At 57.7% G+C, this 18,656-nt stretch carries 20 protein-coding genes; 8 read left to right on the plus strand and 12 right to left on the minus strand.

From position 1 onward, the window contains the following. The 7 genes from NMK_RS13715 to gspG form a co-directional block, all read right to left on the minus strand. The coding region (locus NMK_RS13715) for a hypothetical protein (RefSeq protein ID WP_146187212.1) at window positions 1-253 on the minus strand (253 nt) is incomplete at its 3' end. After that, on the minus strand, window positions 253-786 hold the full coding sequence (locus tag NMK_RS13720) for a hypothetical protein (protein ID WP_109016337.1): 534 nt from the start codon (window positions 784-786) through the stop codon (window positions 253-255). The genes NMK_RS13720 and NMK_RS13715, both read right to left, overlap by 1 nt. Next, the gene (locus NMK_RS13725; protein ID WP_109016338.1) at window positions 783-1,319 is read right to left on the minus strand and encodes a PilN domain-containing protein; all 537 of its coding nucleotides are present in this window, start codon (window positions 1,317-1,319) and stop codon (window positions 783-785) included. The genes NMK_RS13720 and NMK_RS13725 overlap by 4 nt, the downstream gene beginning before the upstream one ends. Beyond that, the gene (locus NMK_RS13730) at window positions 1,316-2,098 is read right to left on the minus strand and encodes a hypothetical protein (RefSeq protein WP_146187213.1); all 783 of its coding nucleotides are present in this window, start codon (window positions 2,096-2,098) and stop codon (window positions 1,316-1,318) included. Before NMK_RS13730 ends, NMK_RS13725 begins: the two co-directional genes overlap by 4 nt. Continuing rightward, window positions 2,079-3,758, minus strand: a complete 1,680-nt coding sequence (locus tag NMK_RS13735) for a GspE/PulE family protein (RefSeq protein WP_109016340.1) — start codon at window positions 3,756-3,758, stop codon at window positions 2,079-2,081. The genes NMK_RS13730 and NMK_RS13735 overlap by 20 nt, the downstream gene beginning before the upstream one ends. After that, window positions 3,755-4,954, minus strand: coding sequence for a type II secretion system F family protein (locus NMK_RS13740; protein ID WP_109016341.1), 1,200 nt, complete (start codon window positions 4,952-4,954; stop codon window positions 3,755-3,757). The genes NMK_RS13735 and NMK_RS13740 overlap by 4 nt, the downstream gene beginning before the upstream one ends. 15 nt (window positions 4,955-4,969) lie before the next feature. Then, window positions 4,970-5,383 carry a type II secretion system major pseudopilin GspG gene (gene gspG, locus NMK_RS13745; protein WP_109016342.1) on the minus strand — a complete coding sequence of 138 codons (414 nt, stop codon included), beginning with the start codon at window positions 5,381-5,383 and terminating at the stop codon, window positions 4,970-4,972. Window positions 5,384-5,681: 298 nt separating this feature from the next. On the opposite strand from gspG, the gene NMK_RS13750 reads away from it, so the two are divergent. Continuing rightward, complete coding sequence (locus NMK_RS13750; protein WP_109016343.1) at window positions 5,682-7,520, plus strand: ribonuclease catalytic domain-containing protein; 1,839 nt, start codon at window positions 5,682-5,684, stop codon at window positions 7,518-7,520. Between the two features lie 43 nt (window positions 7,521-7,563). On the opposite strand, the gene NMK_RS13755 is transcribed toward NMK_RS13750, so the two are convergent. After that, window positions 7,564-8,976 carry a sensor histidine kinase gene (locus tag NMK_RS13755; RefSeq protein ID WP_109016344.1) on the minus strand — a complete coding sequence of 471 codons (1,413 nt, stop codon included), beginning with the start codon at window positions 8,974-8,976 and terminating at the stop codon, window positions 7,564-7,566. Next, window positions 8,969-9,640, minus strand: a complete 672-nt coding sequence (locus NMK_RS13760; protein WP_109016345.1) for a response regulator — start codon at window positions 9,638-9,640, stop codon at window positions 8,969-8,971. The genes NMK_RS13755 and NMK_RS13760 overlap by 8 nt, the downstream gene beginning before the upstream one ends. A gap of 163 nt (window positions 9,641-9,803) precedes the next feature. On the opposite strand from NMK_RS13760, the gene NMK_RS13765 reads away from it, so the two are divergent. The 7 genes from NMK_RS13765 (at window position 9,804) to NMK_RS13795 (ending at window position 16,310) form a co-directional block, all read left to right on the plus strand. Then, on the plus strand, window positions 9,804-10,472 hold the full coding sequence (locus NMK_RS13765; RefSeq protein ID WP_109016346.1) for an MtnX-like HAD-IB family phosphatase: 669 nt from the start codon (window positions 9,804-9,806) through the stop codon (window positions 10,470-10,472). 51 nt (window positions 10,473-10,523) lie between these two features. Beyond that, a complete protein-coding gene (locus NMK_RS13770; RefSeq protein ID WP_109016347.1) occupies window positions 10,524-11,897 on the plus strand; it encodes an aspartate aminotransferase family protein in 1,374 nt (457 codons plus the stop codon). 103 nt (window positions 11,898-12,000) lie between these two features. Beyond that, window positions 12,001-12,885, plus strand: coding sequence for an alpha/beta hydrolase (locus NMK_RS13775; RefSeq protein WP_227871505.1), 885 nt, complete (start codon window positions 12,001-12,003; stop codon window positions 12,883-12,885). 10 nt (window positions 12,886-12,895) lie between these two features. Beyond that, a complete protein-coding gene (locus NMK_RS13780; RefSeq protein WP_227871506.1) occupies window positions 12,896-13,138 on the plus strand; it encodes an acyl carrier protein in 243 nt (80 codons plus the stop codon). Then, complete coding sequence (locus NMK_RS13785) at window positions 13,138-14,376, plus strand: beta-ketoacyl-[acyl-carrier-protein] synthase family protein (RefSeq protein WP_181376290.1); 1,239 nt, start codon at window positions 13,138-13,140, stop codon at window positions 14,374-14,376. Before NMK_RS13780 ends, NMK_RS13785 begins: the two co-directional genes overlap by 1 nt. 12 nt (window positions 14,377-14,388) lie before the next feature. Then, window positions 14,389-15,441, plus strand: coding sequence for a GNAT family N-acetyltransferase (locus NMK_RS13790; RefSeq protein ID WP_109016349.1), 1,053 nt, complete (start codon window positions 14,389-14,391; stop codon window positions 15,439-15,441). Then, window positions 15,420-16,310 (plus strand): arginase family protein, encoded by an 891-nt coding sequence (locus NMK_RS13795; protein ID WP_109016350.1) that lies wholly within the window; start codon window positions 15,420-15,422, stop codon window positions 16,308-16,310. The genes NMK_RS13790 and NMK_RS13795 overlap by 22 nt, the downstream gene beginning before the upstream one ends. A 362-nt stretch (window positions 16,311-16,672) precedes the next feature. Here the strand turns inward: NMK_RS13795 and NMK_RS13800 are convergent, their stop codons facing one another. From NMK_RS13800 to NMK_RS13810, 3 genes are read right to left on the minus strand one after another with little or no spacing between them, the layout of a single operon-like run. Next, a complete protein-coding gene (locus NMK_RS13800) occupies window positions 16,673-17,857 on the minus strand; it encodes a DegT/DnrJ/EryC1/StrS family aminotransferase (RefSeq protein WP_109016351.1) in 1,185 nt (394 codons plus the stop codon). Window positions 17,858-17,859: 2 nt separating this feature from the next. Further along, window positions 17,860-18,261, minus strand: coding sequence for a DMT family transporter (locus NMK_RS13805; protein ID WP_227871507.1), 402 nt, complete (start codon window positions 18,259-18,261; stop codon window positions 17,860-17,862). Then, window positions 18,258-18,617, minus strand: coding sequence for an EamA family transporter (locus tag NMK_RS13810; RefSeq protein WP_109016352.1), 360 nt, complete (start codon window positions 18,615-18,617; stop codon window positions 18,258-18,260). The genes NMK_RS13805 and NMK_RS13810 overlap by 4 nt, the downstream gene beginning before the upstream one ends. Window positions 18,618-18,656 lie beyond the last annotated feature (39 nt).

The following is an 18,656-nucleotide window of genomic DNA, read 5'->3' on the forward strand; positions in this document are numbered from 1 at the left end:
GCGGGGGCGGGGGAGGCGGCTTGTCGACGAAGAACAGGTCACTAGGCTCTTCCGCCATTTCCTTGCGCTCGGCCGGGAAGAGATTGCCGACGGGTGCCGTTTTTCGAGGTTCGGTATCGCTACGCTCTGCCACTACCAAATGTTTTTCATGTGACGGCTCAACCGGTTCTTCGGGAGAGGGTGCGAAAACTGCTGCAACGACAGTGAGGGCTGCGGCGGCGAAAAGGAGGCGTTGTTGCGTCTTGGCGTTCATCAATGTGCCTCCCGGTAGAACAGCACCAAGCCGATTTTTTCGTCCAGCAATTCGGCATCGGCATCGTCGCGCTGCATTTCGATGATTTCCAGCGCGGCGTTGGGCAAGGCTTTCAGCACGGCGGCCACATAGTGCCGAAGCGTGGTGTAGTCGGTGTTGAGCGGGAAGGTGATCTGGTAACGCCACAGCGGCGTGCTCTGAATGCGCGAAAGCTTGTAATCGATGCGCTCGATGACAAGGTCCTCGTCTGTTGCCAAATGATTGAGAGTGCGTAGCTGTTCGGCAAGTGCTTCACGTTTTGGGAAGAAGTCGTAGAACATGGCGAGTTCTTCTTCCGGGGCATATTGCCGCATAGTCTGGGGGTGGCTGCGCATGCCGGCGAGCTTTTGCTTGAGCTGGGCGACTTCACCTGTGTTTGGCCGGATTGCGGCGAAATATATGAATATTCCGGCTACCAGCAACCCCAGGCCGATAAGGCCTGGGATGCCGACTGACGCGGCGACACGTTGTGCTTTCCATTGCCAGCGCGTCATGGCTTAACCGTCCAGTTGGCGCTGAGCGTAAACGAGAGCGGCAATTTTTGATCTTCCGGCATGGTTTCCTGGCTGAGCAGATGCACGCCGGCCAACGTTTTAGTCGCCTGCAATTGTTCGACGAAATCGATGATGTGGTCGCCGTCTTGCGCCAACCCCTTGATCGTCACCGTGCCCTTGTGTGCATCCGGCGAGACAGAGAGCACGCTGATGCCGGGGATGAGTGCGCGTTCAAGCGCGACGAACATGCCATCCCATGGTTGGTTAAGTTGTTTCAATACCTCATTGGCTCGTTTGTTGGCGTCGGGTGATGTGCTGCTTTCGGCGGTGAGATGAATCTGCGGCAAATGACGGTTTTCCAGCCGTTCCAGGTTTTGCTGCTGCCACATCAAACCGGCTTTTTCGGTGGTGACACGGTGCTGTTGATAGAGCGCCAGACCGAGCACGATCGCCCCCAGCCCCAGCAGGCCGTAGCGCAAGAGTAGGATTTGCGGCGCGATGGGCTGCTTGAAATCGATCCAAACGCGCTTCATGCCCGGCCTCCTAGCAGATACATTGGCGCTTGGGGAGCGATGCTCGCATCAGCACTCCAACCCACATCAAGCGCAACGGCGCCCGTCATGGAGCAGCCCACCGTGTAGAAGCTGGATTGTTCCTCTTCCAAGCCTGCCAGACGTAGTTCGCGCAGTAACAAACCTTTTGCAGACTCGGCTTGCAGCGCGGCAGTTGGGAAGGTTTGTAGCATCTGCCATTGACCCTGCCGTATCAGCAACGCAGTTACCCGTTCCGGCTCGGCGATCAGCAGCCAGCTCGAGGTCGCAAGTTTTTTATGCAACGGATTGAACAACGAGGCGACCAAGGGTTGTGTGGAATGCACTTTGACGCCGGTGAGTTGGGTATCAAGTGCAGTCAGCAATCTTTCGTCGGCCGCACTACTTAGCCACGGCTGCGCGTATCCGGTCGGTTGAACCGAGACTTTCCAATGGGCGGCAACGTCACCGTAAATGCGTCGATACTGTGCGCTTGCCAGCAGGGCTTGTTGTTCTGGTGATACGACATCTTCGCGCCAGGGTAGCAACTGCATGGGGGCGAGTTCGGATGACAGCACCACATCCGCCTTTTGGCCCTTGGTTTTATCTTGCGCCAACCAACTGCTTACCGTGGACAAGGCTTGCTGCCAAGGCAAGCCAGAAGCGGCGGGTGCCCATTGCTGCATGTGCCAATCGACGACCTGAACGCCTCGAACACGCGCCATGACGGCGTAGGAGGCCCCGAGTCCGATGCGCAGATGATCAGGCGACAAAAGTGACACGGTTGATTTCCTGTAGGGTGGTATCGCCGCTCCGTACCAGTTCGATGGCGGATTGGCGCAAGAAGCGCGTGTTGTGGCGGATGGCGGCCTCCTTGATCGTGCGAATAGGGTGGCGGCCGGCGATCAATTCGCGCAGTTCGTCGTTGAGGATGAGTAGTTCGGCGATGGCCTTGCGCCCGCGGAAACCAGTACCGCGGCACTTGCCGCAACCGCGTCCGGCGCGGAAGTCGAAGCCTGCTACATCGATCGCCTTCAGGCCCGATTCCTCCAGCAATTGCGGCTCCGGCGTGACCGGCACCGCGCAATCCGGGCAATTGATGCGCACCAGGCGCTGGGCGATGATGCAGTTGAGTGCGGAGACGAAGCTGTAAGGGTCGACGCCCATGTGCATGAAGCGTCCCAATACGTCGAAGACGTTGTTGGCGTGGACGGTGGTGAATACGAGATGGCCGGTGAGGGCGGATTGAATGGCGATCTGCGCGGTTTCCGGGTCGCGTATTTCGCCCACCATGATCTTGTCCGGGTCGTGGCGCAGAATCGACCGCAGGCCACGGGCAAAAGTCAGGCCTTTTTTCTCGTTGACCGGGATTTGCAATATCCCCGGCAGCTGGTATTCCACCGGGTCTTCGATGGTGATGATTTTGTCGTGGCCGTGGTTGATCTCGGAAATCGCGGCATACAATGTGGTGGTCTTGCCGGAGCCGGTGGGGCCGGTGACTAACAACATCCCATAAGGCTCGCGGCTCAATCGTCGCAAGGTCGCCATCGTGACCGGATCGAAGCCCAGCGCATCCAGCCGTAGCCCTTGCATTTGATCGGTCAGCGCCTGTTTGTCGAGAATCCGCAACACCGAATCCTCACCGTAGATGCTAGGCATGATGGAGACGCGAAAGTCCACGGCTCGTCCGCCCGCCAACACCTTGAAACGCCCGTCCTGCGGAATGCGGCGTTCGGAAATGTCGAGTTCGGACATCACCTTGAGGCGCGAAATGACTTGTTCGGCAGTTTCGATGCCCTGGATCGCCCCGATCTGCGACAGCACACCATCGATGCGGTACTTGATGACCAGCCCGCTGGCGCTAGTTTCCAGGTGGATATCGCTGACGCCGGCCTTGAGGGCATCGTAGAGCGTCGAATGCACCAGCCGCACCACGGGGCTGGCGTCTTCCGAAATCGACTTGAGCGAAATAACTTCGATCTTCTCGCCCTCGACGGTCTGGAAATCCTCCTGCTGCGACCAGTTTTCCATAGCGCGCTGGGATTCTTCCTGGCGGGCGAAATAGGCCTGGATGTCCGACCAATGGGCAAGGCGGAAGGCGAAGGGCAATTTGATACGGTTCCACGCCCATTCGCGCAAGTGGTCGCTGAACGGGTCGGAAATCAACAGCAGCAATTCGTCTGCCGCGTTACGTAGCGGCAGGCATTCGCGCTGCAGGCAATCGGCGAAGGGCAGCATGTCGAACGCCGGCTGCCAATCGTGAATGTCGTCCATGCTCACCGTGGGGTACTGCGACCACTCCCCCAGCCAGGCCATGAATCCGGTCTGATCGAAGCCCAACATTTCTTCCAGAACGGTGATGAAGCGACGTTTTGAAAGCGCTGCCTCGTCACGGGCTTTTTGCAGCAAGGTGGCGTCGAAAGGTTTGAGCATGGCGTTCATTGCTGGATGCTCCCGGCCAGTTCGAAGATGGGCACGTACATCAGCACCACGATGCCACCGATCACGATGCCGATGAAGGTCATCAGCAGCGGCTCGAACAAGCGGCTCGCCCAATCGATCCAGCGGTTGAGTTCTTCTTCATGAAAATCCGCGATGCGGTCCATCATGCTGCCCATCTGGCCGGTTTGCTCGCCGACTCGCAGCAACCGCGAAGCGACGGCCGTAGAAAGCCCGCTGCGCTCCATGGCGTGCGACAGCGATTGGCCTTCGCGGACATGGTTGCGGGCTTCGGCCAGCCGTCCTTGCAGCCTGGCATCGAGCAGGCCGGAGACCTGATCCATGGCCATCATGATGGGAATGCCGGCGCTCGCCAGCATCCCCAGGGTGCGGTAGAAGCGGGAGAGTTGGTAAATGCGCATGCGTTCGCCGATCACCGGCGTTTTCCAAAGCAACTCGCGTAGCCAGCCGCGCACGGAAGGGCGGGAGAGGGCATAGACCATGCTGCCCAGCCCGCCGAAGAAAATGCCTGTGACCAAGGTGCCATGAGTCTCGATGATTTCACCCCAGCGCATTAGCAGCCAGGAAGCGAACGGCAGCTCGCGACCGGTATCGGCGTAAATATGGCTGAACTTGGGAATGACGTAGGTGAGCAGGAACAGCACTACCAGGCCACCTACGCCCATGAGCAATATGGGGTAGATGGAAGCCGAGATGACCTTCTTCTTCATCTGGTCCACCTGGACCTGATAAGCGATATAGCGGCGCAATGCTTCCACCAGCCCGCCTGTACGTTCGCTGGAACGGACAGTCGCCACGTAAAGCGCCGGGAATGCTGCAGGTTGTGCTTCGAGCGATGCCGAGAGCGAACGGCCCTCGTGCAGGCTATTAACTACGCCCTTGAGCACCTGCTTGGTATGGGCATGAGTTTCCTTTTCCAGCAGGGTTTCCAGCACTTCCACGATGGAAAGCCCCGCTTCCAGCAGTGCGAGCAATTCCTGGTTGAACAGCAGCAAGGGAAACTTGGGCGTGCCTAAGGATTTGAACACCGTATTCCAACTGCCACCGGCTTGGACCACGCCCAAGACCTGCAGGCCCTGGTCCTTGCCCAGCTGCTCAGCTTCTTCAGCGTTGCCCGCAGCCAATTGCAGCGAGACGAAGCGACCGCTGCCATCCAGACCTTGTACCTTGAAATTCATGCGATGCGGCGCGGCTTACCAGTTGGTCACATCCTGGGCGTCGCCTTCGCCGCCCGGCTGGCCATCCTTGCCGTAGGAAAATAAATCGAATTCGCTATGTTCGCCCGGTTGGCGATAGAGATAAGCCTTGCCCCAAGGGTCGGCAGGCACGGCTTTCTTTAGGTAGGGGCCGTCCCAGCGGGGTTCGGAGGCGGGACGAGTATTGAGCGCAGCCAAGCCTTGTTCGGTGGTGGGGTAGTGACCGGTATCGAGGCGGTACTGATCCAAGGCTTTTTCCAGCGCATCGATCTGCGCCTTGGCTGCCTTAGTCTCCGACTTGCCAATCTGCGAGAAATAACGCGGCCCGACATACCCGGCCAGCAGGCCGATGATCACCATTACCACCAACAACTCAAGCAGGGTAAAGCCGGATTGCCTCGTTTTCTTCATTATTCGCCCCAGAGTTTGAAACGGCGCTTAAACAGTCTGCAGCAAGGTATTCTGTTTAAACAAATTACGCCGAGCGATTTGGAGTATAGAGGCTGAAAACTTATTTCAGGCTTATTTGAAGGGTATTTGAATGGATATTGATTTTAATATTTGACCGTGTCTCGGCCATGGACAAGGAATTCAAGCGTTTGCCAGTTGAGGAGTAGTCCCTTGCTGTTAAATATTCTTCTGGCAACTGAGGAAGGGTAGCCTGCCAATCCACGGTAAAATAGCGGTTACGCAATTTGATTGACATGGAATGAACGTTTTTTACGAAGAAGAAGGCAGTTTCAAAATCGGCAGTGTGATGACCGAGAATCCCGGGTCGCTGCAGGTCGAGGCACTGCACGGCAAGCGCTCCAAGATCAAGTCGGCCAATGTGCTGCTCAAGTTCGAGAATCCTCTCGCAGGCTTTATGGAGCAGGCGCAAAGTGGGGCAGACGATATCGACGTGGATTTTTTGTGGGAGTGTTGCGGCGAGCCGGAATTCGGCTTCGAAGAACTCGCCAAGGATTACTTCGGTCATGCGCCGAACCCGGTCGAGGCTGCTTCGGTGGCGATCCGCCTGCATTCGGCCCCCATGTATTTTTACCGTAAGGGCAAGGGCCGCTATAAAGCTGCGCCGGAGGATAACCTCAAGGCGGCGCTTGCAGCTCAGGAACGAAAGCGTATCCAGGCTGAGAAGGTCGCCGAATATGTGGAGCAGATCAAGGCTCACAAGCTACCCGCCGAATTTGGCGACAAGCTCGACATGCTGATCTACGAGCCCGACAAGAACACGCTGGAGTGGAAAGCGCTGGACGAGGCCTCCATCGAAACCGGGATGTCGCACATCAAGCTATTGGAAACTTGCGGCGCGATTGCCTCTGCCCATGATTATCACTTCGGCGCATTTCTGCGCGAGCATTTCCCCGGCGGTATTGCGTTCCCATCGCACGGCTCCGTGGTGGTGCCGGACGATTTGCCGCAGGCAGATGTCGATGCGTTCAGCATCGACGACAGCACCACGACGGAAATCGACGATGCGTTTTCCATTCTCGCCCTGGAAAACGGCAATACCCGTGTCGGGATTCATATCGCTGCCCCCTCATTGGGTATTCTGCCCGGCTCGGAACTGGATGCGATTGCCTTGCAGCGGTTATCCACCGTCTACATGCCCGGCAACAAGATCACCATGCTGCCCGAGCCGGCTATCGAGCCGTTCAGCCTTTTGGCTGGGCACTGGCGGCCTGCGTTATCGCTCTACCTGGAAGTCGCGCCGGACTTTTCCATCGTCGATAACCAAAGCCGGGTAGAGATGGTGAAGATCGCCGAAAACCTGCGTCACGATACGCTGGAACCGCATTTCAACGAAGAAACGCTCACCGAGCACAGCGGACACGAATACTGGGAACGTCTGTCTTCCTTGCATCAACTGGCGGAATCGCTGGAAAAAGCGCGCGGCAAGTACGATCCCAATCGCTTGCCGCAGGTGGATTACAACTTCTACGTCGAAGACGGCAAGGTGCGTATTACCGAGCGCAAGCGCGGTTCGCCAATGGACAAGCTGGTGGCGGAACTGATGATTTACGCCAATGCGCATTGGGGCGGCCTGCTGGCACAGAACGGCATCCCAGGCATCTATCGCGCTCAGACCGGGGGCAAAGTGTTCATGACCACTGAGGCCGAACCTCACCAGGGCTTGGGTGTGGCCCAGTATGCCTGGAGCACGTCGCCGTTGCGCCGAGCCGTGGACCTCATCAACCAGCGTCAGATGATCGCGCTGCTGCAAGGCACGGAACCGGCTTACGCCAAGGGCAACGAGGCCTTGACAACGGCCATGCGCGATTTCGATTTCGCCTACAACATCTACAACGACTTCCAGCAGCGCATGGAGCGCTACTGGTGCCTGCAATACCTCATTCAGGAAAACGTACAGGAGGTGAATGCCACGGTTTGGCGCGAGAATCTCGTGCGCCTTGACGGCATCCCGTACATGACCAAGGTGCACAGCCTGCCGGAACTGGCTGCAGGGGAGCGGGTGCGCTTAAAGGTAGAGAAGGTCGATCCGTTGATGATGGATTTGTACTGCAAGTTCCAGGGCAAGATCGAGGTATAGATTACAGCCCTGTTGTCGGAATTAAAGCGAGGCCCCGCCTGTGCTACATAAGACTCGTAGACTCCTCGTTTTCAACGAGCGGTTTGTAAAAATTCACCCTGAACATTGCGCCTTGCCCATTCATGCCTTCCGTTACATCCACCGTCGCGCCGTGTGATTCGGCGATTTCCTTGACGATGGCGAGCCCCAGTCCATTACCATCGGCTTCTGTGCCCAGCAAACGGTGAAAACGCTCAAAAATACGCAAGCGCTCATCGGGCGGAATGCCGGGGCCATTGTCTTCCACGCATAGCGTCGGCCCTACGTCGATTCGCACGGTGACGCTGCTGCCGGGCGGGCAATAGCGCAAGGCGTTGTCGATGAGGTTGTCCAGCAATTCGCGCAAACGGATGGCATCGCCGTGAATGATCGCGGGGATGTCGTAGGGCTCGAATCCGAGGTCTATTTTGCGTTCCACCGCGCGTTCTACCCAAGCCAGGGTGGCTTCGCGGCCTAGCAGGTTCAAGTCCAGCGGCGCGGCGTTGAATGATTTGTCGGCGCCGGGCTCGTTGCGAGCGAGCGACAGTAGCTGGTTGACGGCGTGACCAAGCCGCATGGAAACGGCCTTGATTTGATTTAGCGCATGTTGCGTTTGCGGCGGATTATCCTGCGCCATGGCGAGATCGGTTTGCGCACTCAGCCCGGCCAGGGGGGTGCGCAATTGGTGCGCGGCGTCTGCAATGAAGCGTTTCTGGGCTTCGAACACGGCCTCCAGGCGATTGAGCAGGCTGTTGATTTCTCGCATCAATGGTTGGGTTTCGACCGGGACTTGGGAAGTGTCTAGCGGACGCATGTCGTTGGAGGACCGGTGTGCGACCGATTCCCGCAGCGTTTCCAGCGAAGCCAGCCCGCGGCGTACGCCGAAGACGACCAATACGGCGGCAAGCAAGATAATGATGGCTTGCGGGACTACGAAACCCGTGAGGATGTCCTTGGCGAGTCCATCGCGTTTGTTGCGGGTTTCGCCCACGAGCACATGCCAGCTGTGCTGCTGGCCTCCGAGTTCTACGTCGAGTTCGCTGGAAATACCTCGAATATCCTCCCCGTTCACCACATCGTCGAAATAGATCTTTCCGTCATCGTCCTCTTCGCCCCCGGTCAGCGGAACTGAAAGCCGACCGTCCCCCGCCAGCAACTTGCCGTTTTCATCGACGATACTGAAGTAAGTCTTGTCGTATTGGTCGGTGAGCAGGATTTCACGGGCCGTCCGTGAGAGCTCCAGGTGTCCGGTATTTTTGATGGACTCTTTCGCCACCATGCGGAGATCTTCGGCGGAACCTGCCAAGGCGCGGTCGTAGGCGTCTTCGGAATAGCTCAAGGCCAGTTGATAGACGAGGATGGTGCCCAGGCTGAACAAGATCAGCAGTGGCCCCAGCAGCCAGAACAGCAGCGTTCTTCGCAGCGATCGTCTACGCATCGAGTTTTTCCAGCATGTAGCCCAGGCCACGCACGGTACTGATATCGACCCCGAGCGGTTGCAGCTTCTTGCGCAGGCGATGCACGTAAACCTCGATGGCGTTGCTGCCCAGCATCTCATCCCAACTGCAGAGTTTTTCGACCAGCATTTCCTTGGTTATCACCTTGCCGATTTTCATCAGTAGCGTTTCCAGGATGCCCAATTCGCGCGCCGAAAGATTGAACGGCTCGCCATTGATCCTGACCAGCCGGGTTGTGGTATCGAACACCAGCGGCCCGTATACGATTTCAGTGGAGGGGGCGACTTGCGCCCGGCGGATATGGGCGCGTACCCGAGCCAGCAGTTCAGGCATGTCGAAGGGCTTAAGGATGTAATCGTCAGCGCCGAGGTCGAGACCCTTGATGCGGTCGTCCAGCGCATCGCGTGCGGTGACGATCAGCACCGGCAGGCTGGATTTACGGTTGCGCAGGCGGCGCAGTACTTCGAATCCATCGATTTGCGGCAGGCCGAGGTCGAGCAGGGCGAGATCGTATACCTGGTCGCGCAGGGCGAGGTCGGCTGCCTTGCCGTCGCGGGCCCAATCCACGGCATAGCCGACGTGCTGCAAGGTACGCATGACCGCGTCGCCCAGGATTTTGTCGTCTTCGATCAGCAGGATGCGCATGGGTTGGATGACATTGGAATGAGTGGCTTATGGTAGGGGTTCCGGCTTACGGATGGCTTTCAAGGATGCCATCGCATACAGAACTTCCTTACACCGCGTAAGTAATTTGTAAGAGGAAAGCATTATTCTCCACCCTGCAATAATTTTACAGGGGGCAGTATTCATGCTGTTTGTAGTCGATTTTGACGGAACGCTCTCGGTGCGCGACACCGTAGATGCCATGCTGGAACGTTTTGCCGGTCCCGAATGGGCTGCCGTGGAGCAGGAGTGGCTGGACGGCCATATCACCGCGGTGCAGTGCATGCAGAAGCAACTTCGCATGGTGAAGGCCGACCACGTGGCTTTGGAAAGCTTCTTCCGCGGCATCCAGCTCGATGCGAGTTTCTTGCCGTTCTACAAGCACGTGACACAGTTCGCGCAGGTCGCTGTGGTCAGCGACGGCCTCGATCACGCCATCAAGGTGGCGCTCAAGAACGCCGACTTCCCCGACATGCCGGTGTATGCCAACAAGCTGCACTTTGTGCCCGACGGCATCGATATTTCCTGGCCCCACAAGAACCCTCAATGCAGCGGCGGCAACGGTGTTTGCAAATGCGCTGTTGCAAGCTCCCTCGCCGGCGATCGCACCGTGGTGCTGATCGGCGACGGCAAGTCCGATGCCTGCTTGGCGAAAGATGCGGACATCGTGTTTGCCAAGGGCTCGCTCATCAAGTATTGCGAGAATAACGATATCCCGCACATCAAGTTCCAGACGTTTGCCGACGTGCTCGCCAAGGTCAAGACCTGGCCGCAGGAAGCGCCGCAGCGTCGCGAAGCTGGGCTCCGCGCCTGATTTCGCCGGCCGTTTTTATTTCTTTTTTGGTACTACTGAAAGACGTTTGACATGGATCAGAAAATCATCCAAATCCTCGACAAGAACAACAAGTATTGTTCTCACGGCGATACCGTTAACTACGCCGATCCCCCGAAGGTGTTCGAAGGCTGCGACGGTAGCTTCCTCTTTGACGAGAACGGTACTGCCTATCTCGATTGGCAGATGTGGTACTCCGCCGTCAATTTCGGCTACAAGAACAAGCGTATCGCCGATACGCTGAAGAAGCAGATCGATACACTGCCGCAACTCGCAAGCCAGTACCTGCACAAGGAAAAGGTCGAACTGGCTGAGATCGTCTGCAAGTACATGGAAGACAAGTACGGCGTGAAGGGCCGTGTGCACTTTAACGTTGGCGGCGCGCAAGCCGTGGAAGACTCCCTTAAGGTGGTCCGTAACCATACCGGTAAGACTCATCAATTCGCCTTCATGGGCGGCTACCACGGCCGTACGCTGGGCGCTTCTGCCATTACCTCCAGTTACCGTTACCGTCGCCGTTTCGGCAATTTCGCCGACCGCGCGCACTTCGTGCCTTATCCTTACTGCTTCCGTTGCCCGTACGACATGAAGGTGGAAACCTGCGATACGTACTGCCACAAGGAATTCGAGAAGCTGTTCGAAACCGAATACCAGTCGTTCTGGGATGAAAAGTCCAAGCAGTGCGAATTCGGCGCGTTTTACATCGAGCCCATGCAAGGCACCGGCGGCTACATCATTCCGCCAGAAGGCTATATGGCCAAACTGCAGGAATCGCTCAAGAAGCGCAACATCCTGCTCGTGGCCGATGAAATCCAGATGGGCGTGTACCGTACAGGCAAGCTGTGGTCCTGGGAAAACTTCGGCATCGTTCCCGATATCTTCGTATTCGGTAAGGCGATCACCAACGGCCTCAATCCGTTGTCCGGTATCTGGGCACGCGAAGAACTGATTTCCCCGGAGAAATTCCCTCCCGGATCCACGCACTCCACCTTCGCCTCCAATCCCCTCGGTACCTCGGTCGCACTGGAAGTGCTGAAGATGACGCAGGAAGAAGACTTCGAACCGCACGTGCGCGCTCGCGGTGCTTACTTCCTCAATCGACTGCATGAGCTGAAGTCGCGCTGGAAGTGCGTCGGCGACGTGAGCGGTCTGGGCCTGGCGTTGCGTATCGAGCTCTGCGAGAAGGACGGCTTCACCGCCAGCCGCGCACTGGCCGACCGCATGTTCAACGAAGGCTTGAAGGGCGACCTGCTGGTGGGCGACAAGAAGTACGGCTTGGTGCTCGATATCGGCGGTTACGAGAAGAACGTGATCACCCTGGCACCTTCGCTCATGATCTCGGAAGAGGAAATCGACCTCGGCATTCACTTGTTCGAGATGCTGCTGCGTCGCTGCGGCGCGGAGTAATGTCGTTGAGGCGTTTGCGCCGCAACCTTGAAGCCGCTGCCGTGTTGGTCGCGGCTTCTTCGCGTCTCGGCACGATGTCCAATCGCTTGTTTGATTAAGAATTATGGCACTGACGATTCAAGAAGCACTCGGCCCAACGGGCTACTACGAAAAACACGGCGAGCATGCTGTCTTGCTTATTCACGGCTTGACCGGCACGCCTGCCGAAATGCGCCCGATCGCCAAGCGGCTGACCAAGCAGGGCTTTAGCGTGATGTGTCCGGCGCTAGCCGGGCATTGCCGCGCAGAAAGCGACTTGCGCAAGTCCAAGTGGCAGGATTGGTACGCCTCGATCGAGCAAGCGTTCGAGGCGCTTAAGGCCGAGCACGACCAGGTGTTCGTGTCCGGACTTTCCATCGGTGCCTTGCTGGCGATCAAGCTGGCGGCGGAGAAGGGTAAGCGCGTGTCAGGGTTGGGTTTGCTGTCGACCACATTTTTCTACGACGGCTGGAATATGCCGCGCTTGAAACGCAAAATCCTGCTGCCCCTGGTTCTGCACAGTCCGTTGCGGTTCTTCCTGTACTGGCGCGAAACGGCACCTTACGGTATCAAGTGCGAGCGGACCCGTGCCATGGTGCATGCCGTGCTGGAAAATCGCGACTCGTTGGCGACCGAAAAAGTGGGCATTTTCCGCACTTCGGGTGTGACGATTCACGAGAGTAACCGTTTCATCAAGGTGGCGAAGGCTGCACTTCCGCATGTAAAATCCCCGGCTTTGATTGTGCACTCGACCGAGGACGACACGGCCAGCCTCAAGAATGCACATTTCGTTGCCAAGCGCATCGGCACGCAGCATATCGAAACGTTCTTCGTCGACGACACCTACCATGTCGTCACACTGGACAAGCGTCGTGACGATATTGCCCGCCGCATGGCAGAGTTTTTTAAAAAGCATACGGTCACGGGTGAACAACGCGCCGTGCCCGCCGAAGCGATGGCCACAGCATAGGAGAATAATCTTGGATACCTTTGAAACCCTACGCGACATCATCGTCGATAAGTTCGAAAAAGACCCGGCCACCATCACGCCGGACGCCACCTTCGAAACCCTGGAAATCGATTCGCTGGACACCTTCGACATCATTTTCGCCGCCGAGGAAAAATTCGGCATCAAGGTGCCCAATGAGCAGGTGGATATCAAGACCGTGCAGGACGTGGTGAACCTGCTCGACAAGCTGCGCGCAGAACAAGGAAAAGCTTGATGACAATACGTCGCGTGGCGGTGACCGGTCTCGGCATCGTCTCCCCGTTGGGTAACACGCCCGATGAATTTTTCTCGGGATTGATGGCGGGCAAGTCCGGCATCGGCCGGCTCAAGGCCGACTTTGTCGACCGCCTCGACACCAAGATCGCCGCGCAATGCGAATTCGACGCGCTGGCGCACTTCGGCAAGCACAAATCCAGCACACTGGACCGTGTGAGCCAGTTTGCGCTGTATGCCGCGAGCCAAGCCATTGCGGACGCGGGGCTCGACCTCGAGAGCGAAGATAAATCCCGCATCGGCGTTTATCTCGGTACCGGCATGGGCGGCGCAGCCTCGGTCGAAGAGGGCTACGTTCGCCTCTACCGCGACGGCGCGGAACGCCTCAAGCCCTTCACGGTGCTGATGGCGATGAACAATGCCGCGGCTTCCGCCATCGGCCTGGAATACGGTCTGACCGGTTCCAATCTGACATTTTCCACTGCCTGTTCTTCCTCCAGCGTTTCCATCGGGGAAGCTTTCCAGCAAGTACGCCACGGCTATGCCGACGTCATGCTGGCCGGCGGTGCCGAAGCGCTGCTGACCTTCGGCACCATCAAGGCCTGGGAAGCCCTGCGTGCGCTGGCAAGCGAGGACAAGGACGATCCTGCAGCCTCCTGCAAGCCGTTCGCGGGTAACCGTACCGGCCTGGTGCTGGGCGAGGGCGCGGCGATTGTCGTGCTGGAAGATATGGAACGTGCCAAGGCTCGCGGTGCGACGATTTACGCCGAGCTCTCCGGCTACGGCTCCGGCAATGATTGCAGCCATATCACCCAGCCTTCCCCCGAAGGTCAGGCCCGTGCGATTCGCGCCGCACTGCAATGTGCAGGGTTGAAACCGGAAGACATCGGCTACATCAACGCGCACGGCACGGCCACGCCGCTCAATGATCCGGCTGAAACCGCCGCGATCAAGCTCGCGTTCGGCGAGCATGCGCCCAAGATTCCGGTGAGTTCGACCAAGTCCATGCACGGCCACATCATGGGGGCTACCGCGGCCGTTGAGTTCGTGGCTTGCGTGCAGGCGCTACGCAATGGCGCTGTACCGCCCACCATGAATTTGAATACGCCTGACCCGGCTTGCGATCTCGACTACGTTCCCAACAAGGGCCGTACCAACGTGCCTTTGCGTCACGTCATGTCCAACTCGTTCGCCTTCGGTGGAACCAGCGGAGTGCTGATCGCCAGCAAGGCCGACTAATCCAGCGGGGGCATGATGCACAACCTCATCGAACCCCCGCGGTTGATCGACCATTTTCTCAACCAGCCGCCCGAGGGCTTTCGTGCCTGGACCCTGGCGCACGGTATTCCTGCCTTTTCCGCGCCGTTCGACCTGCTGACTACCATGGAGCCAGCCGACCGGCGCAAGTTGGAAGCCTTGCCGTTTTCCAAGGTCTGGCGGCGCTGGCTGGTGCCGCATACCTGCTTCGTCGGCGCGACCTGTACCGAATACTCCCCTTTGCCCGACGTCGAAGCGAGCGAGTTTTTGAGCGATCTGCTCGAACGCGCTTTGCCGAACCATAGTTTCGTCATCGTCAAGGATATTCCCACCGAATCCGTACTGGTCGGCGAAGCGGCCTTCAAGCGCAGCCAAGCGTTGCTGCAACGATGTGGCGAGCACGGTTTCGTGCAGGTCGAAGGGCAGGCATTGGCCTATGTTTCCATGGATTTTTCCAGCATCGAGGAATACCTGGGGCGTCTCTCCAAATCGCGTCGCAAGGATCTTAATCGCAAGCTGAAGAAGCAGGAGCAATTGCAGATCGAGATCGTCCCAACGGGCGATCCGCGGTTTTTCGAGCCTGAAATCCTGGCACGTTTCTATGATCTGTATTTGCAGGTCTACCGCCAGAGCGAAATCCATTTCGACTTGCTGACACCCTCGTTTTTTCAGGCTCTGCTGCAGGACGCCGCAACCGGCGGTGTTGTGTTTCTTTACCATGCCGAGAATGAACTGATCGGCTACAACCTGTGCTTCGTGCACGACAACAAGCTGCTGGATAAATACGTGGGATTCCAGTATCCGCAAGCCCGCGATTACAATCTCTACATGGTGAGCTGGTTCGTCAATTTGCAATACGCGCTGGACCACGGCTTGAGCCATTATGTGGCCGGCTGGACCGATCCCGAGATCAAGCGCAACCTTGGTGCCTCGTTCACTTTGACCCAGCACGCCGTCCATGTGCGCAACCCCATCATCCGCAACGCATTGCGCCCCTTCAAACGCTTTTTCGAGGCCGACGCCGAATGGCACAAGCAAACCCGCTGATTCTTGATTTCGACCGCTCGGTGCTGCCTTTGCCCGGTAGCTTGAGCGTCGACTTGGAAAGCTGGCAGGAAGAAATTCGATTCGGTTGCAGGCTGAACTCGATGCAGCGCTTGGGCCAAATGATTCATGCCGCAGTTGAGCCCATGATCCCGGATTCGGCTTCCATCGGCGGTCTGCCGGTCGTGTTCATGGGCAGCGGTGACTATCACCACATCACCTTGCTGCTGCTGGAACACTTTCGTAATTACGGAAAACCATTGCAACTCGTGGTTTTCGACAATCATCCCGACAACATGCGCTATCCCTGGGGCGTGCACTGCGGCTCCTGGGTGTGGCACGCCAGCCGATTGCCGTTTATTTCTCAGATTCACGTGCTGGGGATCACCTCTACCGACGTGGAAAAGCCGCATGCCTGGGAAAACCATTTGCGCAACCTCCACTCCGGCAAGGTTCGATACTGGTGCGTGGGGCGCAATCTTCACTGGATGCGGCGGCTGGGTATCCGGCAGAGCCAGTCTTTTCCCTCTATAGCGCAGCTGCTCAACGCGTTCCAATGCGAAATCAGCCAAACCGTCGAACCGATTTATCTCTCCATCGACAAGGACGTGTTGTCGGCCCAGGACGCCCAAACCAACTGGGATCAGGGTGTGATGCGCTTCGAGGAAATGAGGGCTGCTATCGCCAGCATGAAGCCGCGTATCGTGGCGGCAGATGTGGTCGGGGAGGTGTCGGCTTATCGTTATCGCAGCCTGTTCAAGCGCATGCTGAGCGGCATGGACGGCCAGACGGAGATTTCTATTAGTCAATTAGCGGCCTGGCAGAAACAGCATCAGCAGATCAATGTGGGATTGCTTGAAGTTTTATCGTAAAACTCTCAAGGTAATAACCCTATTCTTAGTCGCGTAGTAAGGATTTCCCAAGTCACGTACCATTGCCCTCCGGCAATGTCTCAACACTACTAGATCCGACCGCTCATCGAGCGAGTTGGGCGACACGCCAGAAAAATCCCCAAGTGTTCGAAAGCTTGCAAAACCGCGGTCTTGCTCGTCCGGCGCACGGGGAAGTTTTAAATAACGTCAAGGATAGAACCATGTTGCAACTCGAAGTGATCGGCGTTGCTTGCGTCTTTCTGCTGGCTTTTTCCGGCGCTGTTTTCGGCGTCATCAAGCTGACGGAAGCTGAGGGCAAGAAGGCCAAGTAAGCTGTAGTAAGCAGTACTAAGGGAAGCGCTTCACCGGCGCTTCCCGATTTCCTCCAGAATATCCCGCACTTGTTTCATCTCTTCCTCGTTCATCCACACACTATTGCTGACTGTCAGCATGCGGGCGGCGAAATCGCGCGCGTTCGGCACATCGGCATTTGGGAATAAATGCTTGAGATAGCCGTAATCCGGCAATGCGTGGATAAACAGCCGTGTGACGCCGAGCCCGGCGCTCCACAGTTGTCGTAGCGCCTCGTCACGGGCCTCTGCCGTCGGCATCAACACCATGAAATAGGGCCAGGTGCCGTGGGCGTTCGGAACGTCCTCCATGACGGGGAGCGTGAAAAGCTCTTTGCGACTTGATTGAGCGTTGAGTTGATGCAGGAACGCCGGCAATCGAGTGAGCGCCTTGGCGCCTATACCTTTGCGGTAACGGCCGATACGGTGCAAGGGAATATCGAAGTCGAAATCGTCGCCCACCGCTTCGACCAAGCGGCCTTCGCTGATATCCCGGCGTAGCGGGTTGCCGTAGGCGTAATGCAGACAGGTCGGGTTGTAGAGAGCGGTGTATCCGGCCAGCTCGGCTAGCCGGCGCGTTTCCCAATAAATCGAGCTGGGGATGATGTGCTCAGAGACAGCGCGCAATCTTGCACGCATGGCTGCATCTTTGGCGACCAGCACGCCACCTTCGAAAATCGTCAGCCCTTTGCCCACGGCGAGGCTGAAAAAACCGATGTCACCCGCAAGCCCGACGGATTGGCCATGCCATTGCGCGCCCAGTGCCTGGGCGGCGTCTTCGATGACATAAGCGGCGACACGATGGGCAATGGCGAGCACAGGGTCGAGGTCTGCCACGCGTCCGCCCAAGTGCGTCGGGATCACGGCTAGAGTGTCCTCGGTGCACGCCTTTTCCAGTGCTTCAGGATCAAGGTCAAAATGGCCAGGCTTCAAGTCGCAGAGCACAGGCTTGAGTCCGCAATGCACGACGGCAATGGCGACTAGAGGGCAAGTGTAGGCGGGAATGACAACCGAGGTGCGGGTGCTATCCTGCTTGAGCGCGGTAAGCGCCACTACTAAGGCAGCCGTGCCCGAGCATTCGATCTGCACTTCCGGCACGCCGATGAATGCCGCCATGCCTTGCTCCAGCGTTGGTCTGCCGGGAATAAAGTCCCTCCATTGCAGGGGTAGGCCGGCGGTGGGCGGGATTTCTCGCATGATCAGGCTGTTTCTTGAGGCGGTGGTTCGTGCTCGGCTTCGCTCTTGCTCAGGCAAATAATACCGCCGACGATGAGTAGCGCACCCAGTACTTGCATCGCAGAAAGATGCTCCCCGAAATACAGCACCGAAATCGCCAGTACGGTCACTACTTCCAGGTGTGAAGCCGCAAACGCCGGGCCCACGGGCGCGTGTTTCAGCAGCGTCATCCAGGTGATGAATGATCCGATATAACCGATCACCGCCCCATAAATCCAAGGGTTGAAAAATACTTCCCACAGCCAGGTCGTGGTGGGCGTGAATTCGCCGGCATGGGTGGTGGCAAGCTTGAAGGAGACTTGGGTCAGGGTATCGAACAGCATGAGGGCGCCGAACCCGATGATGTAGAAGCGCTTGGTGCTCACGATGCGAATCCTCCCGCAAGTGCTACGCCGATGGTGATCAGCCACATGCCGGCCACACGCATCTTGTCGAGGCGTTCGCCGAACAACATTTTGCCTGCCACCATCACTACTACGACGTTGATCGAACCCACGAGCATGCCCAGCGACAGCGGCACGAGCGACAGCAGCGCCAGCCAGACGACGAACTCCAGGCAGAAGCAGACGATGCCGATCCACAAGGGGAGGGAGCTCAGCATGACTTTCCAGCGATGCCATTCGGTTTCATGCTCGGCGATGGCTGCGGACTTGAAGGCGAGGTGACCGGCGGTATCCAGCGTAATGTTGAGCAGCCAGAAGAAAATTGCGAGAGAGGACAAGGTGAATGGTATTGGAGTTAGAATCCCGCGCAATTTATC

Source organism: Novimethylophilus kurashikiensis, from assembly GCF_003112435.1.
Lineage (GTDB): Bacteria > Pseudomonadota > Gammaproteobacteria > Burkholderiales > Methylophilaceae > Novimethylophilus > Novimethylophilus kurashikiensis.